The organism is Pantoea sp. USMM079, assembly GCF_037153115.1.
In the GTDB taxonomy this organism is placed as follows: domain Bacteria; phylum Pseudomonadota; class Gammaproteobacteria; order Enterobacterales; family Enterobacteriaceae; genus Pantoea; species Pantoea communis.
On record NZ_JBBCKX010000002.1, the window covers coordinates 293,536 to 318,016 of the forward strand.

Genomic DNA, 24,481 nt, shown 5'->3' on the forward strand with positions numbered 1-24,481 from the left:
CCATGAAACTCAAAAGGTTTGGGCTGATATCAGCTGTCGTGGTTTGCGTGGCTGTGCTGGCATGCCTTTGGCTTATGCGCGCGCCTGCTTCGCATTTTGATGATCATCCCGTGACGCCGACTGTGGCTTCGGCGGACATGGTGCGCAAAGGCGAATATGTTGCCCGTCTTAGCGATTGTGTCGCTTGCCATAGCACTCCTGATGCACCGCCGTTCAGCGGCGGACTGGCGATGGCCACGCCGGTGGGCAAGATTTTTACCACCAACATCACGCCAGATAACGATACCGGTATTGGTCGCTACACACTGGCTGATTTCGATCGTGCAGTACGCCATGGCGTGGCGCAGGACGGCCATCGGCTCTATCCCGCTATGCCGTTTCCCTCTTATCAGAAGCTGTCCGATGACGATATTGCGGCGCTGTATGCGTTTATGAAGCAGGGTGTTAAACCGGTTTCTCGCCAGAACATCGCTTCTGAGATTCCCTGGCCATTGAACATGCGCTGGCCGCTGGCATTCTGGAGCGCGGCATTTTCACGTGGCGGACCTTATCAGTCGCAGGAAGGGCATGATGCTCTGTGGAATCGGGGTGCGTATCTGGTTGAGGGTCCCGGTCACTGTGGTAGCTGCCATACGCCGCGCGGGCTGGCATTTAATGAAAAAGCGCTGGATGCCGGCAGCCCTGATTACCTGGCGGGGGCATTATTGGACGGCTGGTACGCACCGAGCCTGCGTAATGACGCCAATACCGGCATCAGTCGCTGGAGTGAACAGGATGTTGTGACGTTCCTGAAACAGGGGCGTAATCAGCATGCAGTGGTGTTTGGATCAATGGCTGACGCCTTCAATAACTCGACGCAGTTTATGAATGAGGACGATCTGCGTGCGATAGCGCACTACCTGAAAGCGCTGCCATCGGGCAGTCAAAATGCAGGCAGCAGTTGGCAGTATCAAAATACGCAAAGCACGCTCGCAGATAACCCCTCTGGTAGCCAGATTTATACAGCGCGATGCAGTAGTTGTCACGGTGCCGATGGTCGAGGTCAGGCGCCGTGGATCCCACCGCTGGCGGGTGCAACCTCGATGCAAGTGGATTCCGCTTCGGCTATCAACGTGGTCCTCAATGGTTCAGCCCGAATTGTTGCCGATGGCGTGCCAGATGCTTACCGCATGCCACCGTACCGGAAACAACTGACCGATCAGCAGGCTGCTGAAGTGCTGAATTTTATCCGTACTTCGTGGGGAAATCAGGGTGAAAAAGTGGATGCAAAAGCGGTCAGTGAGCTGCGGGGTAAAACCGATCCGGCCAGCAGTAACGTGATTATTTTGCAGATGCGTTAGCCATGAAACTAGCGACTTTTGATAAGACGATGGAATGCCAAACGGGAGAACCCCATGCACAACCTTGATGAGCAGGTCATCAGTACTGCGCTGACGTGGGCAGAGGAATCTCCCCTATGGCTCTGCACGGTGCTCAGCACCTATGGCTCATCACCGCGGCCGCCGGGCGCAATGATGGTGATCAGAGAAGATGGGCGTTACTGCGGTTCGCTATCAGGCGGATGTGTGGAAGAGAGCTTTCTCGCGCGCATTAGCGATGCGGTATTCTCCGCTGCTAGCCAGATAGTGCGTTACGGTGAGGGCGGCTTTGCGCCAGATCGCGCGCTGCCCTGCGGTGGCGTGCTGGATATTCTGGTAGAAAAATTGCTGCCCGGCATTGCCGCGACGGACTATCTGCAGCGCATGCAACATGCGATGATCAGTGCCCACTCACTAGAGAAACGGCTGGTATTACCTCATGCCTGCCATGTTGTTAAACCCAGCGCTTATGCCAGTCACACGTTTGCTCAAATCAAGGGGGCTGAAGTGGTGCTCACACTGTCTGCTCCGCCCAGAGTGATTATTGCGGGCCTGTCGAACGTCGCGCTGTATTGCGCTAATTTCGCGCTGGCTCTGGGATTCGAAACGCTGGTGTGTGAACACCGTGAAGAGGTGCTGCTCAACCTGGCGGGCGATCTTGATAGTGGCATCACACTCATCAGGCAATTTCCGGCGGCTTATCTGGAACGAGAGGGCTGCCATCCCGGCACGGCGATCCTTTCACTGACCCACGATCCGCGCATTGATGATCTCACGATGATGGAGGCGGTGAATCTGCCGGCCTTTTACATTGGTGCGATGGGATCGATGAACAACAGCCAGCGACGTAAAGAACGGCTGGTGCGGATTGGCGACTTAGTGCCCCGGCAGGTCAGCAGAATCCATGCACCGGTGGGTATTGATATTGGTAGCAAAACACCCGCTGAAATCGCGCTGTCGATCATGGCGGATATCGTTCGCTATAAAAACGGTGTGTGCCGATCCGAGGTCGCCACGGCACATGACGTGAGCGCTGCGCATCCATGAAGTTCGCCATATTGATAATGGCTGCTGGCTTAAGCCAACGTTTCAAGCAGGCAAATAGCGGGCATAAATTGCTGGCGTTGCTACAAGGAAAACCTGTTCTGCAGCATACACTTGAGCAGGCACTTGCCAGTGAAATGGATGTCTATGTGGTGTCCCGGCCTGAAGACAGAGACATTCATCTGCTGGCCAGTCGGGCGCACCTGATTAAAGTGGCAAGCGCAGGATTGGGCCACTCCATTGCCGCAGGTGTTGCAGCCACATCACAATATGATGGCTGGTTAATTGTGCTGGCAGATATGCCGTTAGTGACCACCGCCAGCTATCTGGCGGTGGGGCGGGCGCTAAAGACATCCCCTTTGGTGCGCAGCGAAGTAAACGGTATACCCGGTCATCCGGTGGCTTTTCAAAAACCGTTTTATGCCGATTTGATTCAGTTAGAGGGTGATAATGGCGCGCGTGCGTTGCTCAGCACCCATCCCGTAATGCCAGTCAAATTAACCGATCAAGGGTGCCTGCAGGATGTTGATACGCCCGCGATGCTCAGCCTGTTAGCTCAGCGGTTATCCGAAGGCTAAAGAGGAAGCGTAGAGCGAGGGATAATTACTCAGCTTTGATTGTTGAATTTTGCTCATAAACCCATCCTGATTTGACTACCTTATCAATCAATCCGCGTGATCCTACACTCTTAGCTGCTATCAATGTGGCCGCCCATTCCAGAGCGGTCACCACCCGAACCTGAAGCACGGAGCCGACATAATGAGAATGGCTGTTGCCCTCATACTGGCGTTATCTGTTTCAGCTGTTTCTGCAAAGGAGAACACATCGATGATCACTGTCTGGCAAAGTGGTGAAAAACCTTCGGTTAAAGGCAACTCAGAATATTTCACCGGTACGGTGCGTATTGATGCGCCGTTTCAGGGAAGCGAACCTGCACGTATCGGCGGCGCAACGGTGACCTTTGAACCCTCCGCGCGCACGGCATGGCATACCCATCCGCTCGGGCAAACGCTGATTGTGACAGCAGGTCTGGGGCGTGTGCAGGAGTGGGGCGGTGAAGCACGTGATATCCGTCCTGGCGATGTTGTGTGGATCCCGGCAGGCGTAAAACATTGGCATGGTGCCGCACCGGAAAACAGCATGTCGCACATTGCCATCGCTGAAGCTGAAAACGGCCAGGTGGTGGAGTGGCTGGAGAAAGTGAGCGATGAGCAGTACGGTTCCTCGGCCTCTTTGTAAGGAGTAAAAGATGACGAAAAGCATCAATGCCTCGTTAATGATGTGCGCTGCGCTCGCCTCTTCAGTGAGTCTGGCTGATGAACCCTCCGAGCCAGAACAGAAAAAATATGTCGCGCTACGGCAAAAACAGACTCATCCATTGACCCTGCAACAAAAGAGTATCGCGGTGATCGCGGCCCATGCCGCCACAGGCAATATTGCCAAACTGAATGACGCGCTGAATCAGGGATTGGATGCGGGTCTGACCCTCAGCCAGTGCCGTGAGGTGCTGGTGCAACTTTATGCCTATGCCGGTTTCCCTCGCAGCCTCAACGCGCTGGGAGAATTGATGAAAGTAACGGATGCCCGCCGCTTACAGAGCAAAAATGACCAGCCAGGCAACGAGGCCGGGCCGGTTCCAACGCCCGAAGATATGCTCGCCGCTGGTACGCGCAATCAGACGGCGCTGGTCGGCAATCCGGTGAAAGGGCCATTGTTTGAATTCGCCCCGGCGATCGATCAGTTCCTCAAAGCGCATTTGTTTGGCGACATTTTCGCGCGCGACAACCTGGACTGGAAAAGTCGTGAATTAGCCACTGTGGGCGCATTAGCCGGAATGAGCGGTGTCGAGTCGCAATTGCAATCACATCTGCGCATCAGCATGAATGTCGGCTTCGACAAATCACAACTTGCTGAACTGCAGGCGGTGTTTAACGCGCAGGGAGAAGAAGTGGTCGCTCAGCGAATTGAAGCAGCGTTGGCACAGATAAAATAATAAATCCCTTATAAACGCACCGGTATTTATTCCGGTGCGTTCTGACGTTAAATATAATCACGAAGAGTGTATTCCGTCAGACTTATATCCAATCGTGCAAACCTTTCCCGATTAGTTTATTTCACATAATCAATCGTTATTCGCAATGCTGATTGATGCGCAACTCTCTGTTTTACATGATTTATTTACCCATCAATATTCCGCACCTCTCTGATATGCATTAATTAAAAATGCATAGGACAATAATATGTTTTACCCATTACCCGCCGCTATCACACACTGCTCGCCATCATCATTGAGGAAAAGGATTTGGCGTATGTCATATCGACTGAGCTTGTTAGATAAATCGCCGATTGCCGATGGAGAGAGCGCGTCGCATGCCTTGCATCGCACATTACAGCTGGCGCAGCAGGCTGAGGCCTGGGGCTATCACCGCTTTTGGCTGGCAGAGCATCACAACACTGACCGTCTGGCGAGCCCCTCTCCTGAATTGCTGATCGCCTGGATCATTGGCCAGACGCAGCATATTCGCGTCGGCTCTGGTGGCGTGATGTTGCAACACTACAGTCCTTACAAAGTTGCCGAAAATTTCAATCTGTTAGCCTCGCTCGCGCCAGGCCGTATCGATCTCGGTGTGGGTAAAGCGCCCGGCGGTTTACCGCTCTCCACCCGCGCTTTACAGCAGGGCATCCATCAGGATGAAAAGGGCAGCTTTGCTGAACAGCTTTCACTGCTGGATAGCTGGCTGGATGTTCCGCCGGTGGGTGATGAAGAGATCCTGCGCGCCACGCCGCAGCCGCCACGTCCGGCAAACCGATTCCTGCTGGGTGCCAGCGAGCAAAGTGCCAGGCTGGCAGCAGAACTGGGCTGGCAACTGGTGTTTGCGGCACATCACAACGGCGACCCGCTGTTGATGGAGCAGGTTTTGAACAGCTATCGCCAATACAGCAACGGCAAGCAGGCGCTGGTGGCCGTGCAAGTGGTGGTCGCCGATTCACCGGCTGAAGCTGATTTGCTGGTGGATAATTTGCGCGTCTATCACGTCAGTGTGAAAGATGGCCCGAGTGTCAACGTGGGCAGCGTTGAGCAAGCTGAACGTTACGTGCGACAGGGCGGTTATAACGATTATGTCATTGAGCCGCGCACGCCATCGTTGCTAAAAGGCACTGCCGCGCAGGTGCATGCCAAACTGGATGCTTTGCACCAGAATTTTGGCATTGAGGAGTTCGTGATTGATACCCCGATTGCTGAGGGGCAGGCGCGAGTGAAGTCTCTCGAACTGCTGGCAACGCATCGACTGGTTGCGGCGTAATCCGGAGATAACCATGACTCACACAAGCGAACAGCAACTGATTGACTGGCGACGCGAGCTGCACAGCTGGCCTGAGCTCTCTGGACATGAAGTGGAAACCACAGCGCGTTTGCGCCGCTGGCTACAGGACGCTGGCTTGCGGTTGCTCGATTATCCGCTGGAAACCGGTCTGGTGGTTGAAGTGGGTCAGGGTGAGACGCCTATCGCGTTGCGAGCTGATATTGATGCCCTGCCGATTCATGAAGCCACCGGCCTCGCCTACCGCTCACGTAATGCGGGTGTGATGCACGCCTGCGGCCATGATGTTCATAGCGCGGTGATGCTGGGCGCGGCACTGCAACTCCATGCGCTGGAAGATCAACTGCCGGGACGCATCCGTATTCTGTTCCAGCCAGCCGAAGAAAATGCCACCGGTGCGCGCAAGTTTATCCATGCTGGCGTGTTGCAAGATGTGCAGGCGATCTTTGGTATGCACAACGAACCAGGCTTACCGACGGGTGCCTTCGCCACGCGCGGCGGGGCGTTTTATGCCAATGCCGATAAGTTTGTGGTGCGCGTCGCCAGCCCTGAACAGGGAGTGGATGCCATTCTCGTGTCCAGCCAGATCATTCAGGCACTGCAATCTCTCACCAGCCGCAGTTTTAACACCCTGGATAGCCTGGTGTTGAGCGTGACGCGCATCGATGCCGGTCAATCTGGCAACTCTTTACCGAGAGAAGCTGAGTTTGGCGGCACGGTGCGCACCCATGACAAGCAGGTGCGGGCGCAACTGGAACAGCGCGCGCGTCAGATTGTCGAGCACATTGCGGCGGCAAACGGTGCGACCGCGACCTTCAGCTGGCATCCGGGCCCGCCGGTGCTAGAAAACGATGCACGCTGGGCGCAGTTTGCCAGTGAAATTGCTCAGCAGGTGGGGTATCGGGTGCAAACCGCAGAACTGCACCTCGGCGGCGAAGATTTTGCGTATTACTTACAACAGATCCCTGGCGCGTTTGTCAGCATTGGCAGCGCCAGTGAATTTGGTCTGCATCACGGCGGTTTCAACCCCGATGAAGCACTGATCGCGCCTGCCGCGCACTATTTCACCCAACTGGCGCAGCAGGCCTTGCAGCATCTCAATGCACGATGTCGTGACGCAATTCTGAGTTAGCCCATTTAACCCAATATCCTCCGCTTTGTATGGCGACGAAACCGTCGCCGTCAGGCTATGCCATGGAAAAGAGAGAACACTATGACTGCAAGACAACTGCGACTTGGCACTATTCTGCATGGCGCATCCGGCAATATGTCCGCCTGGCGTCATCCGGCGGCGCAGGCTAATGCCAGCATCAATTTTGACTATGCGAAGCATATTGCGCGCAAAGCGGAAGCCGGCAAGCTGGATTTTCTGTTTGTCGCCGACGGTTTGTTTATCAATGAGAAATCGATCCCCCATTTTCTTAATCGCTTCGAGCCGTTGACGCTGCTGTCGGCGCTGGCGGGGGTGACTGAGCATTTAGGATTGGTGGGTACGGTCTCCACTTCTTACAGCGAACCCTTTACGGTTGCACGCCAGTTTGCCAGTCTCGATCACCTTAGCGGCGGGCGTGCAGGCTGGAACGTGGTGACCTCGCCTTTGGAAGGATCGGCGAAAAACTTTTCGCGCCAGCAGCACCCGGAGCACGCGCTGCGCTATCGCATCGCCGATGAGTATTTGCAGGTGGTGAAAGGGCTGTGGGATTCGTGGGAAAGCGATGCTTTTGTGCGGAACAAAGAGAGCGGTCAGTTCTTCGATGCCGCCAAACTTCATACCCTTAATCACCACGGTGATTTCTTCCAGGTGCAGGGGCCACTGAACATCGAACGCACGCCGCAGGGACGCCCGATCGTGTTTCAAGCCGGTGCGTCAGAGGATGGTAAAAAGCTGGCAGCGCGCCACGCCGATGCCATTTTCACCCATCAGCCGACGCGCGAAGAGGCGCAAGCTTTCTATAAAGATGTGAAAAAGCAGCTGGTGGCGAACGGACGTGAGCCGCAGGATCTGCATATCTTCCAGGGCGTTGGCGTCATCGTTGGCGATGATGCCGAAGACGTTGAGCGTCAGTACCAAACTACCGCCGCACTGGTTTCCATCAAAGATGCATTGAACTACCTCGGTCGCTTCTTCGATCACCACGACTTCTCGCAATACCCGCTGGATGAACCCTTCCCGGATATTGGCGATATCGGCCAAAACAGCTTCCGCAGCACCACCGATGAAATCAAACGTAAGGCGCAAGCGCACGGTCACACACTGCGTCAGGCCGCACTGGAAGCAGCCACGCCGCGTCCGCTGTTCTTTGGCACGCCAGAAGAGGTGGCGGATGGCTTACAGCTGTGGTTTGAAACCGAGGCCACCGATGGCTTCATTATTCAGGGCGGCACGCCGGATACCTTCGAACGCTTTGTCGATCGCGTCATCCCCCTCTTGCAAGCGCGCGGTCTGACCCGCAGCGAATATCCTGGCACCACGCTGCGTGCCAGCTTCGGTCTGAAAGACCCGGTTAATCAGTTCACACAACAATAAATTAAAGAGAAAACACGCTATGCAGAAAAAATCCCTGATTGCGCTGATGTTGCTGAGTTTAAGCAGTGCGGCTTTGGCTGAAGACGTGGCGGTGAACGGTCAGCAGATCAGCATCGAAGCCAATAAAACACCGGTGAACACTGCGGCAAATCCCGCTGCGGTGGCGCAAATTCCGGCCGGACATAAGTTTGCCGTGCCAGGCTCATTTACCGTAGCGGTGGCCGCACTGAACTCCCCGCCATTAACCGTATTTAGTGATGACAACAAAACCCTGCTCGGCAGCGAAGTGGATATCGCCCGTCTGGTGGCCGACAGCCTGGGATTGAAACTCAATGTGGTGCCGACCTCGTGGGAAGACTGGCCGTTGGGCGTGGCTTCCGGCAAATATGACGCGGCGATTACCAATGTCACCGTGACCAAAGAGCGTAAAGAGCGCTTTGATTTCGCCACCTATCGCAAAGATTCCCTGGGTTTCTACGTGAAATCCAGCAGCCAGATTAAATCATTGAACAAAGCCGAAGACATCGCCGGGCTGCGCATCATTGTGGGTTCCGGCACCAACCAGGAAGCGATCCTGCTGGCGTGGGACAAAGAGAATCAGGCGAAAGGACTGAAGCCTTTCACGCCGGTATACACCAAAGATGATGCTGCGCAAACGCTGGCGCTGCAGTCCGGTCGCGCCGATGCCTACTTCGGTCCGAATGTGATTGGCGCGTGGAAAGCCGCGTTAACTCATCAAACCAAACTGGTGGGCAGCGTGGATGGGGGTTGGCCGAAAGCCGCACACATTGCGGTGACGGTGAAAAAAGACAACGGTCTGGTACAACCGATTAACACCGCACTCAACGGCGTGATCAAGAACGGTGATTACGACAAGGTGCTGAACCGTTGGGGTGAAGGCGTGGAGCGTCTGGATCGCTCTGAAATCAACCCAGCCGGTCTTGGCGACTAAGGAGGCTGCATGAGCCAGCAATTTTTCCGCGAAGTGCATCCTGAAGCCGCTGAGTTGCAGCCGATTATCACCGGTCTGTTTGGCGAGTATGCGGCACGTTACGGCGATTTCTTCAAAAGCGCGAACGAGGTGGAATTAACCGAGTGGTACTTGCCGCCGCGTGGGCTGTTTATCGTGCTGGAGCGTGACGGCGAGATCATCGCCATGGGCGCCTATAAACCTTATGACGAGGTGACCGCGGAATTTAAACGCATCTGGACGCGTAGCGATCTGCGCCGTCAGGGATTGGCGCTGCTGATTTTGCAGGAGCTTGAACGGCGTGCGTTGCGCGCCGGTTATCAGCGCGTGTTCCTGACCACCGGATTTCGCCAGCCGGAAGCCGTTCAGCTGTATATCGGCCACGGCTATCAGCCGCAGTTTGCGCTACGCGAAGATATGGAAATCTACAGTCGGCCACCTCATGACGGGCGTTTACGCTTCCTCAAGGTGATTGATGTGCACAGCGTGGCGCAGGCCAGCTAAGGAGTTGAGATGAGTCAGGAAAAACATTTAACCGTGGTGCCCGCACGCTATCCAGGAAGGATCATCGGGGCGATTGTCGCACTGTTTATTCTCGCCAGCGTGATTGATTCGGTGGCCTTTAATCCCCGTTGGGAATGGCGTGTGTTTGCCCGATGGTTCTTTGATCCGGTGATTCTCACAGGGCTGGGGCAAACGCTGTTACTGACGTTGTTCGGCACGGTGCTGAGTTTGATTTTTGGCGGCCTGCTGGCGCTGGCGCGGCTCTCTTCGTCATGGTTATTGAGCACGCTGGCGTTTGGTTACATCTGGCTATTTCGCTCGCTGCCGCTGATTGTGGTGCTGATCATTCTGTATAACTTCTCCTACCTGTACGACACGCTGTCGCTCGGCGTGCCTTTCACGGCGTTGTCGTGGGGGCATTTCCAGACCATCAATGTGCTGGGGCAGTTCCCGGCAGCGGTGATTGGATTGACGCTGGTGCAGAGCGCCTACAGTGCGGAGATTATTCGCGGCGGCTTTTTGGGTGTCGATCACGGTCAGTTTGAGGCAGCGTCGGCGCTGGGTTTGTCCTCGTCCCGTCGTACCTTCCGCATCATTCTGCCGCAGGCATTGCGCGCCATTATTCCCACCACGTTTAACGAAATCATCAGCCTCGCCAAAGGGACTTCCATGGTGTACGTGTTGGCGATGCCGGAACTGTTTTACACCATCCAGATGATCTACAACCGCACGCAGCAGGTGATCCCGCTGTTAATGGTGGGTGCGGCCTGGTATCTGATTATCACCACCGTATTGTCACTGCTGCAGCACAGCGTTGAACGTTTGCTGGCCCGCAGCGTGACGCGTGAACCGCAACCGTCGCGCTGGCGTCAATGGCGCAATCGCTCTGCTACCGCCAATGAGGAGCTTTCTCATGTCCGAAGCCATTGATTATCGCAATTTGCATACTACCGGCGCCATCTGCATTACCGGCGTCAGCAAGTCATTTGGTAAACACAAAGCGCTGGATGACGTCTCACTGGAGCTGGAGCCCGGCTCGGTGACGGTGATTCTTGGCCCGTCAGGATCAGGGAAATCCACGCTACTGCGCACCATTAATCATCTGGAACGCGTGGATGAAGGGTTTATTCAAATCGACGGCGATTACATCGGTTATCAACGTCGTGGTGACAAGTTGTATGAGTTGAAAGAGAAGGCGATTTTGCGCCAGCGCAACAACGTCGGTTACGTGTTTCAGAACTTCAATTTATTTCCCCATCTGACGGTTTTAGACAACCTGATTGAAGCACCGATTGCCCATCGTCAATTGTCACGACGCGAGGCGATTGAAAGGGCGGGAGAATTGCTGGATATCGTGGGATTGCGCCATAAAGCTGATGCCTGGCCGCGCCATCTGTCAGGTGGCCAGCAGCAGCGCATCGCGATTGCACGTGCCTTGATGCTGAATCCACGCGTGATGCTGTTTGATGAACCGACCTCGGCGCTCGATCCTGAGTTGGTGGGTGAGGTGCTGGACGTAATTAAGAAGCTGGCACGCTCTGGCACCACGCTAGTGATTGTGACGCACGAGATTGGTTTTGCGCGCGAAGTGGCGGATCAGGTGGTGTTTATGGTTGATGGTCGTATCGTCGAACAAGGCAGTACGCACCAGGTGTTGAACCAACCGCGTCATGAGCGTACGAAACGATTTTTGGCGCGGGTGCTGTAATGGAAAGAGTGATAGTCAGCGCGCTGGCCGCATGGTTGTTCAGCTCGCCACTGTGTGCCGCAGCAACGCTGGATGCAAAAAACAACGAAACGCCAATCCACATTCCGGCTAACCCGCAAGCCATCGCCAAAATTCCGGCTGGATTTCATTTTGTGACGCCGGGATATTTGACGGTCGCGACTTCCGCATCCAATTCCCCGCCAATAGGCTTGTGGGCATCAGACAATAAAACGCTGATTGGTAGCGACCCTGATTTCGCCCGGCTGCTGGCCGACAGTTTGGGGTTGAAACTCAAGCTGGTGCCTGCCGCCTGGGAAGACTGGCCGCTGGGCCTCACCGCCGGACGTTATGATGTGGCGATGTTTAATATCGCGGTGACGGAAGAACGGAAACAGAAGTTCGATTTCGCGACTTACCGCGCGGATAACCATGCGTTCGCCGTGAAAACGGACAGTGCAATCACGGCGATCAAAGGGCGCGAGGACGTGGCGGGTAAACGCATCATTGTCGGTTCCGGTACCAACCAGGAGAAAATTTTGCTGAGTTGGGATGCGAAAAACCGTGCACAGGGGTTGGCTCCGGTTCAGCCGATATATCTCAATGATGATGCCTCAGCGACGCTGGCGTTGCTTTCCGGGCGCGCCGATGCTTCATTTGGCCCGCAAGCCATGGCGGCATGGAAAGTGGCGTCACGCGGTCAAACCAAAATCGTCGGTCACGGTCCGTTCCGCGCCTGGGTGGCAGTGACGACTAAAAAAGGTAATGGGCTGGATGTGGCATTACAGCAGGCGATCAATGGAGCGATAACCAGCGGACAGTACCAACAAGTGCTGGCACGCTGGGGAGAACAGGAGGAGGGCGTGGAGGCGTCACAGGTCAATCCGCCTGGGATTGTTTATCAATAAATAATTTTTTTGTTAATTGAGAGAAAACTCACAGCTTGATTGTTGTGAGTTTTTTCTTTTCAGCGTTGTTGTGAACTTATTCATTCTTTTATTTATTTTTTTTTTTTTTTTTTTTTGGCATGAATTAAACGGTAAATCTCGATTTTTGACCGTGAAATAAACTCGCCTTGCATTTAATTAATCGCTTCAGATGGTTTTTTATCTTCTCTTACAAGGAACGGTATTGTTTAGCCTGTCGGTAAGGTGTCATATTGGTGTTTCCAGAGGGAATGTGAGGTTGAAAAAGAGTAAAAAGGATTTTGAATGAGTCTGGCTTAACCTGCATTACCCAATCAACGTATAAAAGATTGGGGTTAACATGTTAGTTGAAAATATAAGAGGTCAACTTAATATCTGCCACGCGCAATCCCTACAGTGCAGAGAAATTAAGCGGCCGAGATTGGGGGGCGTTTTCATGGAGTCAATAGTCAGGAAACTGGAAGAGACGGTTACCATCATCGCTACAGATGTTGCCGTTATTAAATCGAATTACGCCACTAAACAGGATATGGCTGGAGTCAGGACTGAAATCGTTGAAGTCAAATTAGAAATAGCAGAATTACGGTCCGAGGTTCGTGAAGTGAAAGCCGATGTTGCGTCCATAAAGGAAAATTACGCGACCAAAGCGGATGTACTGGCGATCAGGGGCGATCTGTACCAGGCGCTGAACAAACAAACCAAATGGATGGTTTCAATGCAACTCGTCACGTTAGGACTGGCGTTAACGATCGCCAAAGCGATATTTTAATCCTGTGCACAATGGCGGCTCAGCCGCCGCCATGGCAAAAGTCTCTTATGTGGTGGCTTTACGGATCCAAAGCGCAGCCTCTCCCGCAGGGAGCGGACGGGCAAAGTGATACCCCTGGAACAGGTTACAGCCTTTGTCGCGCAGGTAGTCGAAATACTCTTCGCTTTCGATCCCTTCAGCCAGCACGTTCAATCCCATTTCACGCGACAGTTCAATCGTTTTGTGTACCACAATGGCGGCGGATTCATTGTCAAAAATATGCATGATAAGCGATTTATCGATCTTGATATCATCAATCGCGAAATCACTGATCGATTTCAGCGATGAATAGCCTACGCCAAAATCATCGATCGCCCATTTAATGCCTAACTGACTGAAGTGCTCAATGACACTGCTGATTCTTTTTTGATCGTAAATAAAGGTGGTTTCAGTTATTTCAAACTTTAGTCTTTCCGGACTGATTTTGTGATGTGAGAGCGTCAGCAAAGTATCCTGGGTAAAATCCCGATGCATCAACTGCAGTGGACTGATATTGATCGAAAACATCAAATTACTAAGATGATACATGCGATCCCAGTCAGACATTTGCTGCAGGGTTCTCTCCATCACCCATTTGCCAATCTCAATAATCAGCCCACTTTTCTCCGCCACAGGAATAAACACCTCGGGCGAGATAAAACCTTTAACCGGATGTTTCCAGCGCAATAAGGCTTCGAAGCCTATCAACTTTTTATTGGTATCCACCTGTGGCTGATAGTACAGCTCCAGTTGGTTCTTTTCGATGGCGTTGGAAAGCTCCCGTTTAATCAGGTCGGTCTCCGAATAATCACCGCGTGACGTAAACACGGTTAACAGTAGCGCGATAATCGACACACTGCAGTTAACAATATAGAAACCAGGTTCCTCAGGTATGCTCAGCCTGAAAGCCCCACTTTGCCAGGTTAATCCCGTGGCGATAAACAGCAGATAAAACGCCAGGCAAATGAGAGGAAAAATTTTACTGAGGTAATTCGATTGCTGGCGTAGCACCAGCGCGGAACCGATGGTCAGAGCCATCAGATAATTGTATTCCGAGCGCTTAACAATTGAATGATAATTATCCAGTAATAGTAGCAGGATAATACTGAATAAGAGTGCATGCACGATGATGTAAAGGTTGCGTTTTAAGCCACTGCAGAAGGCTGCACTGGTGATGTAACCACCCAGTAATGTGCTGGCAGCATATAACCAGGCAATGTCATGGTGCCCGCTAACAACGTTAAACAACACCATGTAAATACCGGCCACAATGCTGGATGTCCCGGCGATCAACAAGGTTAAACGCAGTTTCTTTTCCAGGCTATCGCCTTTCAAAACAAACGGCAGATTGCGAATGATTGAAAATCCTGAACTGAAATAAGAGATCATTAGCTATTCTCAGTTTTATAGTCATAATTATTTAATGTTTTCAGTCAGGTATATTAAGGAAAAGCGTGACGGCTGTCATAACTGTTTTCACGTTATTTACACTCATTCAAGCTGCATTATGATTTGACCTATGTTAGAGGAAATGAGCATTTATCCGGGTAAAACTGGCCGATTGAGGTGACTTAAGTCGATTATTTCCGCCTGCATGCGGCGCGTTAAAAGAGGTTGAAAACTCGCAGCGCATTTTATGATTACCGCGATTGCGCCTACCCTATGGCAAGTGCACACGTTAGAATGAAACCTCAGTGCCTTAAGGTAGTTGCAGTGCCAGAGGCAAAAACAACAAGCGCTGGACACGTATTCAGCCTGGCCTGGCCCGATTGTGAAACCCACTTTAAAACGACTGGTTGCAATGAAAATACGCTTTCTATCTGCCAATGAGCTAAAGCTTGCCGAAGTGCGCACCATCCTGGAGCCGGTCGGCGTCGAAGTCATTCCCATCGCCCGCCGCATCGAAGAGATCCAAACAGAAAATGAAGTTGAACTGGTACGTGACAAACTCACCAAAGCCTTTTCCATCATTGGGCGTCCACTGTTTGTTGAGCACACCGGCCTGTATCTGGATGGGTTGAATGGTTTGCCTGCCGGATTGACGCGCATTTTCTGGAGCCGACTGAACGCTGAACGCTTCACCAAACTGGTTAGCGGGCTGGATAGCCCCAGCGTTACCGCCAAAACCGTGCTGGGCTATTGCGATGGTCGTAAAATGTACCAGTTTGAGGGGGAACTGCGCGGCACCATCGCACCGGCCCCGGCCGGACCACGCGAGTTTCAGTGGGACTGCGTATTCATTCCAGAAGGCCATTCGCAGACCTTCGCTGAAATGGGTGAATTCAAAAACGAAATATCCATGCGCCGCCTGGCACTGGATCGCTTCGCCACCTTTCTTAAAACATCACGGGGACTGGCATGAAACCGGAACTCAAACGCGCCTACGATGCAGGCAAACTGATCCTGTTTGCGGGCGCGGGTATTTCACGCAATCTGGGTTTGCCGGAGTGGCATGAGCTGATTGCGCATCTGGCCAAAGAACTGGGTTACGACCCGAAGATCTTTAATACTTATGGCACACATCTTTCGCTGGCGGAGTATTACAAGCAACGCAAAGGTTCGCTCGGACCATTACGCAGCTGGATGGATCGTGAATGGCATCGCCCGGATATTGACGTGCGCAGCTCAGAAATTCACACCATGATCACCCAAGGTAACTTTTCACGCATCTACACCACCAATTACGATCGCTGGCTGGAGATGGCGCACGAAGCTCACAATGTGCCGTACAGCAAAGTGGCGAATGCGGCAGATTTGGTGTCATTGACTGAAGACAAGCGTCATATCATTAAACTTCATGGTGATTTTGACGATGATACGTCCATCGTGCTGGATGAAAGCAGCTATTTCGAGCGCCTCTATTTCGATTCGCCGCTGGATATCAAACTGACGCATGACGTGATGGGCAACTCGGTGTTGTTTGTCGGTTACAGCATCAGTGACTTTAACATTCGTCTGTTATTCTACCGCCTGACCAAGATGTGGGGCCGCACGGGATTAGCGACCGCACGGCCGAAATCCTACCTGTTTACCAACCGCAATAATCCGGTGGCTAAAGAAGTGTTGGGGCAGTGGGGTATTGAAATGATCGTTTCAGAAGAGGACGATCCGCGCAAAGCGCTGGCGACGTTCCTGGAAGAATTACTGGCTTAATGAGCAGAAAATGTTTGCTCAAAAAAGTTTGCTTAGAATATACTGTATATAAATACAGTTAACCGAGGTGCATCATGGCAGTCGAAACCAAATATGTTGTTGTCAGAAAGGGTGAAGAAAAAATGACGTTTGCCAATAAAAAAGACGCGGATGCCTGGGACAAAATGCTCGATATGGCGGACGCCTTCACCGACTGGCTGCAGCAGCATCAGCCTGAACTGGATGAGGCACAGGCTGAAGCGTTAGGCATGTTACTGGCTGAACAGAAGGATGCGGTGCAGCATATCCTGCGTACCAGCAAATTACCGGATGCGGTAAAGGAAGAAGCATCAGCTGAAGTCGAGACTGAGGCTTCTGCGGAATCTGAAACCTCTGCGGAATCTGAAGCTTCTGCCGAAGCAGACACCGGTAAACCTGAAAAGAAAGTGCGCGCGGTTAAAGCTGCCTGATACTGTGCTGAGAGCTGAGAGCTGAGAGCTGAGAGCTGAGAGCTGAGAGCTGAGAGCTGGGAGCGGCGAGAAGGTCGCTCCTGTTGCCTCACTAAACTCTACAGCTTGATCTGATAACGCGTACTACGCCCACCGCCCGGTAATTTCTCCAGACAACCTTTCTCCAGTAATTCCGTCAAATGGCGCGTCGCCGTGGCCTTACTGACCTTCGCCACTTTTTGGTATTGGCTGGCGCTGATGCCGTCCTCAAACCCTTGTTCTCCGCCATCGAGCAAGCGATTCAATACGCGATTTTGCTCAGCGTTCAATTGGGCATTGTGATGCATCAGCCAGAATTTCGCTTTGTTCTGTATCCGCGTGACCGATGCCAGCGCCTCTTCCAGACTGTCATTAAGCACATCGAGGAACCACAGCATCCAGGCAGTGATGTCCAAATCGCCACGCTGTGTCTCTTGCAAAATCCGATAATAATCCGTGCGACGGGTCAGAATCGATGACGACATGGCATATAACCGGATGCTTTGGCTATCTGCTTGTGCCAGCGCCAAATCCGTCAGCGCACGCGTAATACGGCCGTTGCCATCATCAAAGGGATGTAGCGTGACAAACCACAGATGGCAAATGGCGGCGCGCAGCAGCGGATCGAGCTGAACCTCGTCATGGCTCTGATTAAACCAGCGAATAAACTGATCAAGCTGCCGTTCAAGCCCATCACGCGGTGGCGCTTCAAAATGGACAGTTGGACGATCGATGCGTCCGGACACCACCTGCATCGGTTCTTCACCGCGCAAACCGCCTACGTTTAAACGCTTAATCGTCCATTCACTCGACGGGAAAAGCCACTGATGCCACAAACACAGCCGCTCAAACGTGAGTGGCGTATCGCGCTGAGTGATGGCATCCATCATCATAGTGGCCAGTCCTTCAGATCGTTCGGAAACGGGATAGGGCTGCTCCAGCGAGACACCTAATCGCCGCGCAAGGGAAGACCTGACCGATTCGGCGTTAACACGCTCATCTTCAATGGCGGAGGAAGACAGGATGTTGGTGAGCAAAGTATTCAACGTTTGCGTATCGGTGTTATCGGATATGCTTGCGCGGCCCAGCAAAATGCCTCGCTGCTGCTGGAGATAGCGCAATCGTGGCAGGAGTTTTTCCTCTTGCCAGCGAAAACTTGGCCAATCAGGTTTCTGCCATATCCACATATATTGCCTCATATCCTTTGCCAGTGAGCCAAACAGTCTGGTGATTAGGCTCAATTAATGAGCCATAAAGCCGCTTTATTCGGCTCACATAATGAGTTGAATGATACTGCCTAATCGGCTCAAACGCCAGTTCATTCAGCCCACCAACGAATGTAAGCCGCATGAGAAGGCGAAATGGGTGGCGATTTCAGGCTGAAATTTTAGGTGAGCCAGGAAAGGGTCTGTGTGCCAGATGGCGACCTGAGCGCCGCCATATGGGAAAATGAAGTGACTATCGCTGTAGCAGTGATGGAGAGCAGATCAATGGGTGAAAAGTGAAAATGTTCCAGAGTAGTAGCTCACCATCCACGCCACATACACCAGCCAAACCAATAGCAATCCTGTTAAGCCTAATTTACCTGTCATGATGCATTCCTCTTGTTATTTGGCGTCATGCGCCCTGTTACGAATAAGCTGACAGGATGATGAGATGACGATCTTGCGCCAGATCAAAAACAGCAGGATTTTGTCGCGGAAATGCACAGGTAAAAAATGATCCGGGCAGAGAAAAAGGTGTTGGGTCTCGCTTCGCTAAACCATTTATCACAGAAATTATAAGGAATTTAAGCGGATAAAAAGTGCCGCTTATTGAACATATTTGCCAAATATCCCGGCATAACCCTCCAGATATTCTAGAGTTAATCGCGAAGTTTAAAAAATACACAATCCTGCAATCGTTTATGGCAAAGGACATTATTTTGAACATCGCAAACCAAATACCCAGACTTTCGTTCTGGAATAAACTATTTGCCCTCATTCTGCTGTTGCTGGGGATTATCCTGGCCGCAGGCGGGGGCTGGCTGGTGGCCTTAGGTGGAAACTGGTACTACGTGCTGGCTGGTATAGGGCTGATCGTCTCTGCTGTACTGATATTGATGAAGCGCACCAGCGGTGCAGGCTGGTTCGCGCTGGTATTTATCGGTACGCTGATCTGGACCATTCAGGAGTCAGGGCTGGATTACTGGCGCTGGGTGCCGCGCTTTGCCTTGATGCTGATTCTCGGCATCGTGTTTGCCTTTCAGTTACCCAATCTGGCGCCGCGCGTCAGTCGGGGTGCTTCACGCGCGCTGGCGGCGGTGCTGATTGTCGCCTTTGTGATTGCGGCTGCGCTGCCCTTTGCACCACTTAATGAAACGCCGGCCACCGATGTACCCGCTGCGGGTTCGGCCAACTTCATGGCGGATACCGGTAATGGGAAAGCGTCCACGCCAGACAATGGTGACTGGTATACCTACGGCGGTTCTCTGGCATCGCAGCGTTTCGCCAATGCCAGCCAGATTACCCCGGATAACGTGAAAGACCTCAAGCTGGCCTGGCAATTCCGCACCGGTGATTTACCCAAAGCGCGTTGGGGCGGTGAAAACACCCCGATTAAGGTGGGCGATACGCTCTATACCTGTACCGCACGCAATATGGTGTTCGCGCTGGATGCCGCTACCGGCAAAGAGAAGTGGCATTTTGACCCGAAAGTCAGCGACAAATCTATTCCGTACACCGCCGCCTGTCGTGGGTTAACCTGGTATGACAGCCAGACCAACAGCCATGCAACCACTGGACAGGAAGCGGCTGTTGCACCGAACAGTGATAACAGTGACTGCCAGCAGCGCATCATTCTCGGTACGCTGGATGCCCGCATCATTGAGTTGAACGCTAAAACCGGTGAAGTGTGCCGCAGTTTCGGCAATCAGGGCACGGTCAATCTCGCAGAAGATATGGGGGAAACCTACGACGGCTATGTGGCTATCAACTCCGCGCCGGTGGTGATACGCGACACGTTGGTAGTGGGACATCAGACGATCGATGGACAGCGCGCATTTGGCCCGCCGGGCGTCATCAAAGCCTATGATGTGCGCACGGGCGCGCTGAAATGGGCATGGGATGCTGCCGACCCGGATACGGCGACACCGAAGAAAGGACCTAATGCCTATAAACGCGGTTCACCGGATGTCTGGACCTCGTTCACCGGTGATGACAAGTTAGGATTAGTGTATCTGCCGGTCGGGAACTCCTCCGGTGACTATTGGAGCGGTACGCGCTCGCCTGCCGAAAACAAGTATTCGGTCTCACTGACGGCATTAAATATCGATACCGGCTTACCGGCCTGGACTTTCCAGACAGCACACAAAGATGTGTGGGATTACGATCCCGGTTCTCAGCCCACGCTGGTGGATTATCCGGATAAAAACGGCGGTAAGACACCGGCAATTATCATGCCGACCAAACAGGGTGAGATTTATGTGTTAGATCGCCGCACCGGTAAATCGCTGTTTGGTGTGGAGGAACGCCCTGTACCCGGCGGCGGCGTCGAGCCGGATCAGCGTTCGCCAACCCAGCCTTATTCGTTGTTCCATCACCTGAGCAAACCGGATCTTACGCCGCAGGATATGTGGGGCTTAACACCGGTGGATCAGTTGGTGTGCCGCATTCAGTTCCAGCAAGCCAGTTATAAAGGGCAGTACACACCACCGGAAGCCGATCGTCATTCGATTGAGTATCCGGGTTATAACGGCGGTTCTGACTGGGGCAGCGTGGCAGTGGATCCGACTCGCGGCATCATCATTGCTAACTACAACGATATGCCGAACTACAACATTCTGGTGCCGCGTGCGAAAGCCGATGCGATGGGCTGGAAACCCCGCGATGAAATCCCGTATAACCCACACGATACCGGTCATGCGGAAGGGGCAGGCGATCCACAAATCGGCGTGCCTTACGCGGTGAACGTGAATGCGGGTTGGCGCTTGCCGTACACCGGCATGCTGTGTAAAGAGCCGCCGTACGGTGGCATCCGCGCCATTGACCTGCGTGATGGCCGCACTATCTGGGATCGTCCACTGGGCACTGCACGTCGCAATGGCCCGTTTGGTCTGCCAACCGGATTGCCGATTAACATTGGTACGCCGAATAATGGCGGTTCTGTGGTGACATCCAGCGGCCTGATCTTTGTCGCGGCAGCCACCGATGACTTAATCCGCGCCATCGACATGAAAACCGGTAAGGAAGTGTGGAGCACGGAACTGCCTGCAGGGGGCCAGGCCAACCCAATGATCTACACGCAAAATGGACGTGAGTATCTGGTGATTGTCGCGGCAGGGCATCACTTTATGGAGACGCCGGTGGGCGACTATGTGCTGGCATACGCGCTGCCTGAACAGAAATAACCACCATTCAAAACGGGATTAGGCTGCGGCCTAATCCCGCCATAAACACATTGTCATCACATCTCTGTGGTCATCATGTTCTCAGGGATTCACTTCTTCCAGACGGCGATTCAGCGTGCGTGGACCAAACACACCAATGGTAAACACCACAATCGCCATCGCGCCGGAAATCACGGCAAACACTGAACTGACCCCCATCTCACTCAGCACCCAGGCAATGGTAAAGCCTGACAACATGCCGCTGATACGGCTCACCGAATAGACCAAACCAATCGCTTTGGCACGGAAGCGCGTCGGGAACAATTCCGCCTGATAGGCGCGGTAAGAGAAAGTCATACAGGTGCTGGCCAGCGACAGCAGCAGTCCCAGCGTCACCAGCATCACCGGTTGCGACTGCCAGGAAAATACCGTGCCGACGAGGGCAATGGCCAGCGCGGAGCCACTCACCAGCCACTTACGCTCAATGCGATCGGCAAAGGTCATTGCCACCAGCGGCCCCAATGGGCTGGCAAAAGCAATCAGGAAGGAATAGAGCAAGCTGTGGGTGAACGTCACACCTTTTGCTGCCAGCAGTGTCGGGATCCAACTGGCAAAACCGTAATAGCCAATCGACTGAAAGAAGTTGAATACCAGCAGCATGAGGGTGCGACGGCGGTAAGGCGGACGCCACATCTCATTTTTCACTGCCGGTTTAGATTCAATGGGCTGCAACAAAGGGTTATCAATGGCAGGCAGCGCCGCGCCGGTGGATTTAGCCACGCGCGCTTCCAGTCTGCGTACTACGTCTTCCGCTTCTTTGTAACGGCCTTGCTCAACCAGCCAGCGCGGGCTTTCGGGTAAGCCCATGCGCAGGATCCACACCAGCACCGCGCCGATGCAGCCAAACAACACCACCCAACGCCAGCCGCTCAGCCCGAGAATTTCCTGGGGGACCAGCTGCCATGAGAGGAAAGCGATGGTCGGAATTGAGGTGTACTGGATGGCCTGCACAAACGCATAAGATCTGCCGCGCAGACGCGCCGGAATAAATTCGGAGACATACGCATCAATGGTGACCAGTTCAGCGCCAACGCCAATCCCCGACACAATGCGCCAGAACACAATAGAAAACGGATGGTGCTGAAACGCCATAATGCCACTGGCGATCGCGTAAACCAGTAGCGCGATGATAAACACCTTTTTGCGCCCGATGCGGTCGGCCAGATTGGCAATCAACAGGGTGCCGAGGAAAACCCCGAGGAACATCGCCGCGACAAACGCCCCCAGGCTATGGGGATCAAAAAAGTTATGGCTGCCGTGGGAAAAAATCCCCTCACGCACCATACCGGGGCCGATATAGGCGGTCAGGAACACGTCATACACTTCAAACCAACCACCCAATGCCAGCGCAAAAATAATCAGCCACAGCGGGCGGGCGGCGGGTAAGCGTTCCAGACGCGCAGAGAGTTGCGCACCAAATGCTTTGCCTTCTTCTGGTGTGAAGTTTTCACGCCAGGTCATCGGCGGGGGGATCGACTCGCTCAGCGAAATTTTTTTCAGCACGGTAGGGTACTCCGTTGTTTTTATAATGGTTTGTTAAGGGCTGGCCGGATGGCCGCGCCCGATAACACAGGTGATTCAGCTTTAACGTTAAACCGGGCAGCCTTTAGCACGCAGAATGGCGTTGAATCGTTCAGGATCGTTGTTGCCTGCCACGTTGCTGGCGCGAATCTTTTCCTCACGCTGTGCATGTTGCTGCACGCGAGGCAGCAACACACTCAGCTCATCCTGCGGGATCGCAATCACGCCGTCGGCATCTGCCACGATCAAATCGCCCGGTGAAACCACCAGTCCTGCACAGTACACGGTGGTGTTCACTTCACCTGGGCCTTCTTTGGAAGGGCCGCGCAGAGTGTTACCCCGAGCCCAGCAGGCAATACCGCCTTCTGCCCATTCATTCAGATCGCGCACGGCGCCATCAATCACGAAACCGGCAATCTTTTTGGTGACGGCGGAGGTGCGCATCAAGCCACCGATCAGCGCCTGAGTCAGATCGCCCGAGCCATCGACGACGATCACATCGCCCGGCTGCGCCATCTCGATGGCTTTGTGGATCATCAGGTTATCGCCAGGACGCACCTTCACAGTGATCGCCGGGCCGCACAGCACCAGGTTGGCATCGTTGTGATAAGCCTGTAAGCCAAGCGCACCAACACTGCGCCCCATGGAGTCGCCAATGTTCGGCACCGGCAAGGCACGGAAGGCATCAATCACGCCCGCATCAATCTGTGCGCCGCGCTCACCGATGAAATAGCCAATCGGCCAGTCTTTGTGGATGGTCATAAGTTAACTCCGGTTTAACACCTGCGGATTGACGCAGGCGGATGGGTTGATCTGTTGGTTAACAAGAAAAGCCAGACACTGACGTGCCGCACTCTGCGCGACGGCATCCAATGCCTGCGGGGTGGAACCGCCAATATGCGGGGTTACGATCAGGTTGCTGAGCGCGCGGAAGGGATGATCGGCAGCCAGCGGCTCAAGGGTCACCGTGTCCAGCGCTGCGGCACGCAGTTGCCCGCTCTGTAATGCGGCAGCCAGCGCATCTTCATCAATCAATTCACCGCGTGCGGTGTTGATCAGCGTGGCGTGAGCAGGCAACTTTGCCAGGCATTGTGCGTTGATCATCAGACGGGTTTTTGGCGTGACTGGACAGTGCAGACTCAGCACATCTGCTAGTGGCAGTAAATCGTCGAGTGAATCACAGCGTTGCGCGCCTTCGAAGTCACCATCAGCCGGAGCAGCGGGATCGAAAAATGCGACCTGCATCCCAATCACTCTCGCGAAGCGCGCCACGCGGCGGCCGATTTCGCCAAAGCCGACCAGACCCAGGGTTTTGCCCTGTAGTTCTTCGCCATCACCGCTGCGGGTCCAGCGCCTGGCGGCGACTTCCTGCTGAAAATAGGGCAGACGGCGCGCGCAGTTCAGCATCAGCGCCAGCGTCAGTTCGGCAACAGATTGCGCATTGGTGGCTGGCGTGGTCAGCACCGGAATGCCGCGTTCAGTCGCCGCTGCTACATCAATATTGGTGACGCCAACGCCGTGCTTGCAGATGATTTTCAGCGTTGGACAAGCGTTGATGGCTTTCGCGTTCAATTCAACGGTACGCGAGATCACCGCGTCATACGCCACGCTGCTCATACGCTGTTCAACTTCCGCAACGTCATTGGCGTCATCCAGATAATCGACCACACAGCCTGCTTCAGCGAGCAGTTCACGGCCGCCCTGGCCGAGGCTGGTAGTGGTCACGAGAAAGCGATAAGTCATGTCGGTTCTCCGATAGGGTTTACGTCA

General features: G+C 53.6%; 23 protein-coding genes. 18 read left to right on the top strand and 5 right to left on the bottom strand.

All coding sequences use genetic code 11. The annotated features are described in order from the left end of the window. Positions 1 to 2 precede the first annotated feature (2 nt). The 14 genes from WFP70_RS05885 (at position 3) to WFP70_RS05950 (ending at position 13,126) form a co-directional block, all read left to right on the top strand. On the top strand, positions 3 to 1,340 hold the full coding sequence (locus tag WFP70_RS05885; RefSeq protein WP_337022932.1) for a c-type cytochrome: 1,338 nt from the start codon (positions 3 to 5) through the stop codon (positions 1,338 to 1,340). Between the two features lie 54 nt (positions 1,341 to 1,394). Then, a complete protein-coding gene (locus WFP70_RS05890; protein WP_337022933.1) occupies positions 1,395 to 2,405 on the top strand; it encodes an XdhC family protein in 1,011 nt (336 codons plus the stop codon). Beyond that, the gene (locus WFP70_RS05895; RefSeq protein ID WP_337022934.1) at positions 2,402 to 2,980 is read left to right on the top strand and encodes a nucleotidyltransferase family protein; all 579 of its coding nucleotides are present in this window, start codon (positions 2,402 to 2,404) and stop codon (positions 2,978 to 2,980) included. Before WFP70_RS05890 ends, WFP70_RS05895 begins: the two co-directional genes overlap by 4 nt. A gap of 181 nt (positions 2,981 to 3,161) precedes the next feature. Continuing rightward, positions 3,162 to 3,641, top strand: a complete 480-nt coding sequence (locus WFP70_RS05900; RefSeq protein ID WP_337022935.1) for a (R)-mandelonitrile lyase — start codon at positions 3,162 to 3,164, stop codon at positions 3,639 to 3,641. A gap of 10 nt (positions 3,642 to 3,651) precedes the next feature. Continuing rightward, positions 3,652 to 4,395 (top strand): carboxymuconolactone decarboxylase family protein, encoded by a 744-nt coding sequence (locus WFP70_RS05905; protein ID WP_337022936.1) that lies wholly within the window; start codon positions 3,652 to 3,654, stop codon positions 4,393 to 4,395. Between the two features lie 316 nt (positions 4,396 to 4,711). Continuing rightward, positions 4,712 to 5,707, top strand: a complete 996-nt coding sequence (locus WFP70_RS05910) for an MsnO8 family LLM class oxidoreductase (protein WP_337022937.1) — start codon at positions 4,712 to 4,714, stop codon at positions 5,705 to 5,707. Between the two features lie 13 nt (positions 5,708 to 5,720). Further along, complete coding sequence (locus WFP70_RS05915) at positions 5,721 to 6,857, top strand: amidohydrolase (RefSeq protein ID WP_337022938.1); 1,137 nt, start codon at positions 5,721 to 5,723, stop codon at positions 6,855 to 6,857. 81 nt (positions 6,858 to 6,938) lie between these two features. Then, the gene (locus WFP70_RS05920; RefSeq protein WP_337022939.1) at positions 6,939 to 8,252 is read left to right on the top strand and encodes an LLM class flavin-dependent oxidoreductase; all 1,314 of its coding nucleotides are present in this window, start codon (positions 6,939 to 6,941) and stop codon (positions 8,250 to 8,252) included. 19 nt (positions 8,253 to 8,271) lie between these two features. Continuing rightward, complete coding sequence (locus WFP70_RS05925) at positions 8,272 to 9,204, top strand: ABC transporter substrate-binding protein (RefSeq protein WP_034829776.1); 933 nt, start codon at positions 8,272 to 8,274, stop codon at positions 9,202 to 9,204. 9 nt (positions 9,205 to 9,213) lie between these two features. Continuing rightward, complete coding sequence (locus WFP70_RS05930; protein WP_160867696.1) at positions 9,214 to 9,726, top strand: GNAT family N-acetyltransferase; 513 nt, start codon at positions 9,214 to 9,216, stop codon at positions 9,724 to 9,726. A gap of 9 nt (positions 9,727 to 9,735) precedes the next feature. Beyond that, the gene (locus WFP70_RS05935) at positions 9,736 to 10,656 is read left to right on the top strand and encodes an amino acid ABC transporter permease (RefSeq protein ID WP_337022940.1); all 921 of its coding nucleotides are present in this window, start codon (positions 9,736 to 9,738) and stop codon (positions 10,654 to 10,656) included. Continuing rightward, positions 10,640 to 11,434 (top strand): amino acid ABC transporter ATP-binding protein, encoded by a 795-nt coding sequence (locus tag WFP70_RS05940; RefSeq protein ID WP_337022941.1) that lies wholly within the window; start codon positions 10,640 to 10,642, stop codon positions 11,432 to 11,434. Before WFP70_RS05935 ends, WFP70_RS05940 begins: the two co-directional genes overlap by 17 nt. Continuing rightward, positions 11,434 to 12,339 carry an ABC transporter substrate-binding protein gene (locus WFP70_RS05945; protein WP_182058941.1) on the top strand — a complete coding sequence of 302 codons (906 nt, stop codon included), beginning with the start codon at positions 11,434 to 11,436 and terminating at the stop codon, positions 12,337 to 12,339. The genes WFP70_RS05940 and WFP70_RS05945 overlap by 1 nt, the downstream gene beginning before the upstream one ends. 454 nt (positions 12,340 to 12,793) lie before the next feature. Next, a complete protein-coding gene (locus tag WFP70_RS05950) occupies positions 12,794 to 13,126 on the top strand; it encodes a hypothetical protein (RefSeq protein ID WP_337022942.1) in 333 nt (110 codons plus the stop codon). Between the two features lie 45 nt (positions 13,127 to 13,171). On the opposite strand, the gene WFP70_RS05955 is transcribed toward WFP70_RS05950, so the two are convergent. Continuing rightward, entirely contained in the window at positions 13,172 to 14,533 is a 1,362-nt protein-coding gene (locus tag WFP70_RS05955) for a putative bifunctional diguanylate cyclase/phosphodiesterase (RefSeq protein ID WP_337022943.1), read from the bottom strand. A gap of 412 nt (positions 14,534 to 14,945) precedes the next feature. On the opposite strand from WFP70_RS05955, the gene WFP70_RS05960 reads away from it, so the two are divergent. The 3 genes from WFP70_RS05960 (at position 14,946) to WFP70_RS05970 (ending at position 16,746) form a co-directional block, all read left to right on the top strand. Further along, on the top strand, positions 14,946 to 15,506 hold the full coding sequence (locus WFP70_RS05960; protein WP_058962360.1) for a non-canonical purine NTP pyrophosphatase: 561 nt from the start codon (positions 14,946 to 14,948) through the stop codon (positions 15,504 to 15,506). After that, entirely contained in the window at positions 15,503 to 16,297 is a 795-nt protein-coding gene (locus tag WFP70_RS05965; RefSeq protein ID WP_034829783.1) for an SIR2 family protein, read from the top strand. The genes WFP70_RS05960 and WFP70_RS05965 overlap by 4 nt, the downstream gene beginning before the upstream one ends. 74 nt (positions 16,298 to 16,371) lie before the next feature. Continuing rightward, the gene (locus tag WFP70_RS05970; protein WP_045834108.1) at positions 16,372 to 16,746 is read left to right on the top strand and encodes a YebG family protein; all 375 of its coding nucleotides are present in this window, start codon (positions 16,372 to 16,374) and stop codon (positions 16,744 to 16,746) included. A 98-nt stretch (positions 16,747 to 16,844) separates the two neighbouring features. On the opposite strand, the gene WFP70_RS05975 is transcribed toward WFP70_RS05970, so the two are convergent. Further along, positions 16,845 to 17,951 (bottom strand): Fic family protein, encoded by a 1,107-nt coding sequence (locus WFP70_RS05975; protein WP_337022944.1) that lies wholly within the window; start codon positions 17,949 to 17,951, stop codon positions 16,845 to 16,847. 737 nt (positions 17,952 to 18,688) lie between these two features. On the opposite strand from WFP70_RS05975, the gene WFP70_RS05980 reads away from it, so the two are divergent. After that, a complete protein-coding gene (locus WFP70_RS05980; RefSeq protein WP_337022945.1) occupies positions 18,689 to 21,151 on the top strand; it encodes a membrane-bound PQQ-dependent dehydrogenase, glucose/quinate/shikimate family in 2,463 nt (820 codons plus the stop codon). An 81-nt stretch (positions 21,152 to 21,232) separates the two neighbouring features. Here the strand turns inward: WFP70_RS05980 and WFP70_RS05985 are convergent, their stop codons facing one another. The 3 genes from WFP70_RS05985 to WFP70_RS05995 form a co-directional block, all read right to left on the bottom strand. Next, a complete protein-coding gene (locus WFP70_RS05985) occupies positions 21,233 to 22,693 on the bottom strand; it encodes an MFS transporter (RefSeq protein WP_337022946.1) in 1,461 nt (486 codons plus the stop codon). Between the two features lie 87 nt (positions 22,694 to 22,780). After that, a complete protein-coding gene (locus WFP70_RS05990) occupies positions 22,781 to 23,473 on the bottom strand; it encodes an RraA family protein (RefSeq protein ID WP_337022947.1) in 693 nt (230 codons plus the stop codon). Positions 23,474 to 23,476: 3 nt separating this feature from the next. Continuing rightward, complete coding sequence (locus WFP70_RS05995; RefSeq protein WP_337022948.1) at positions 23,477 to 24,454, bottom strand: hydroxyacid dehydrogenase; 978 nt, start codon at positions 24,452 to 24,454, stop codon at positions 23,477 to 23,479. Positions 24,455 to 24,481: the final 27 nt, after the last annotated feature.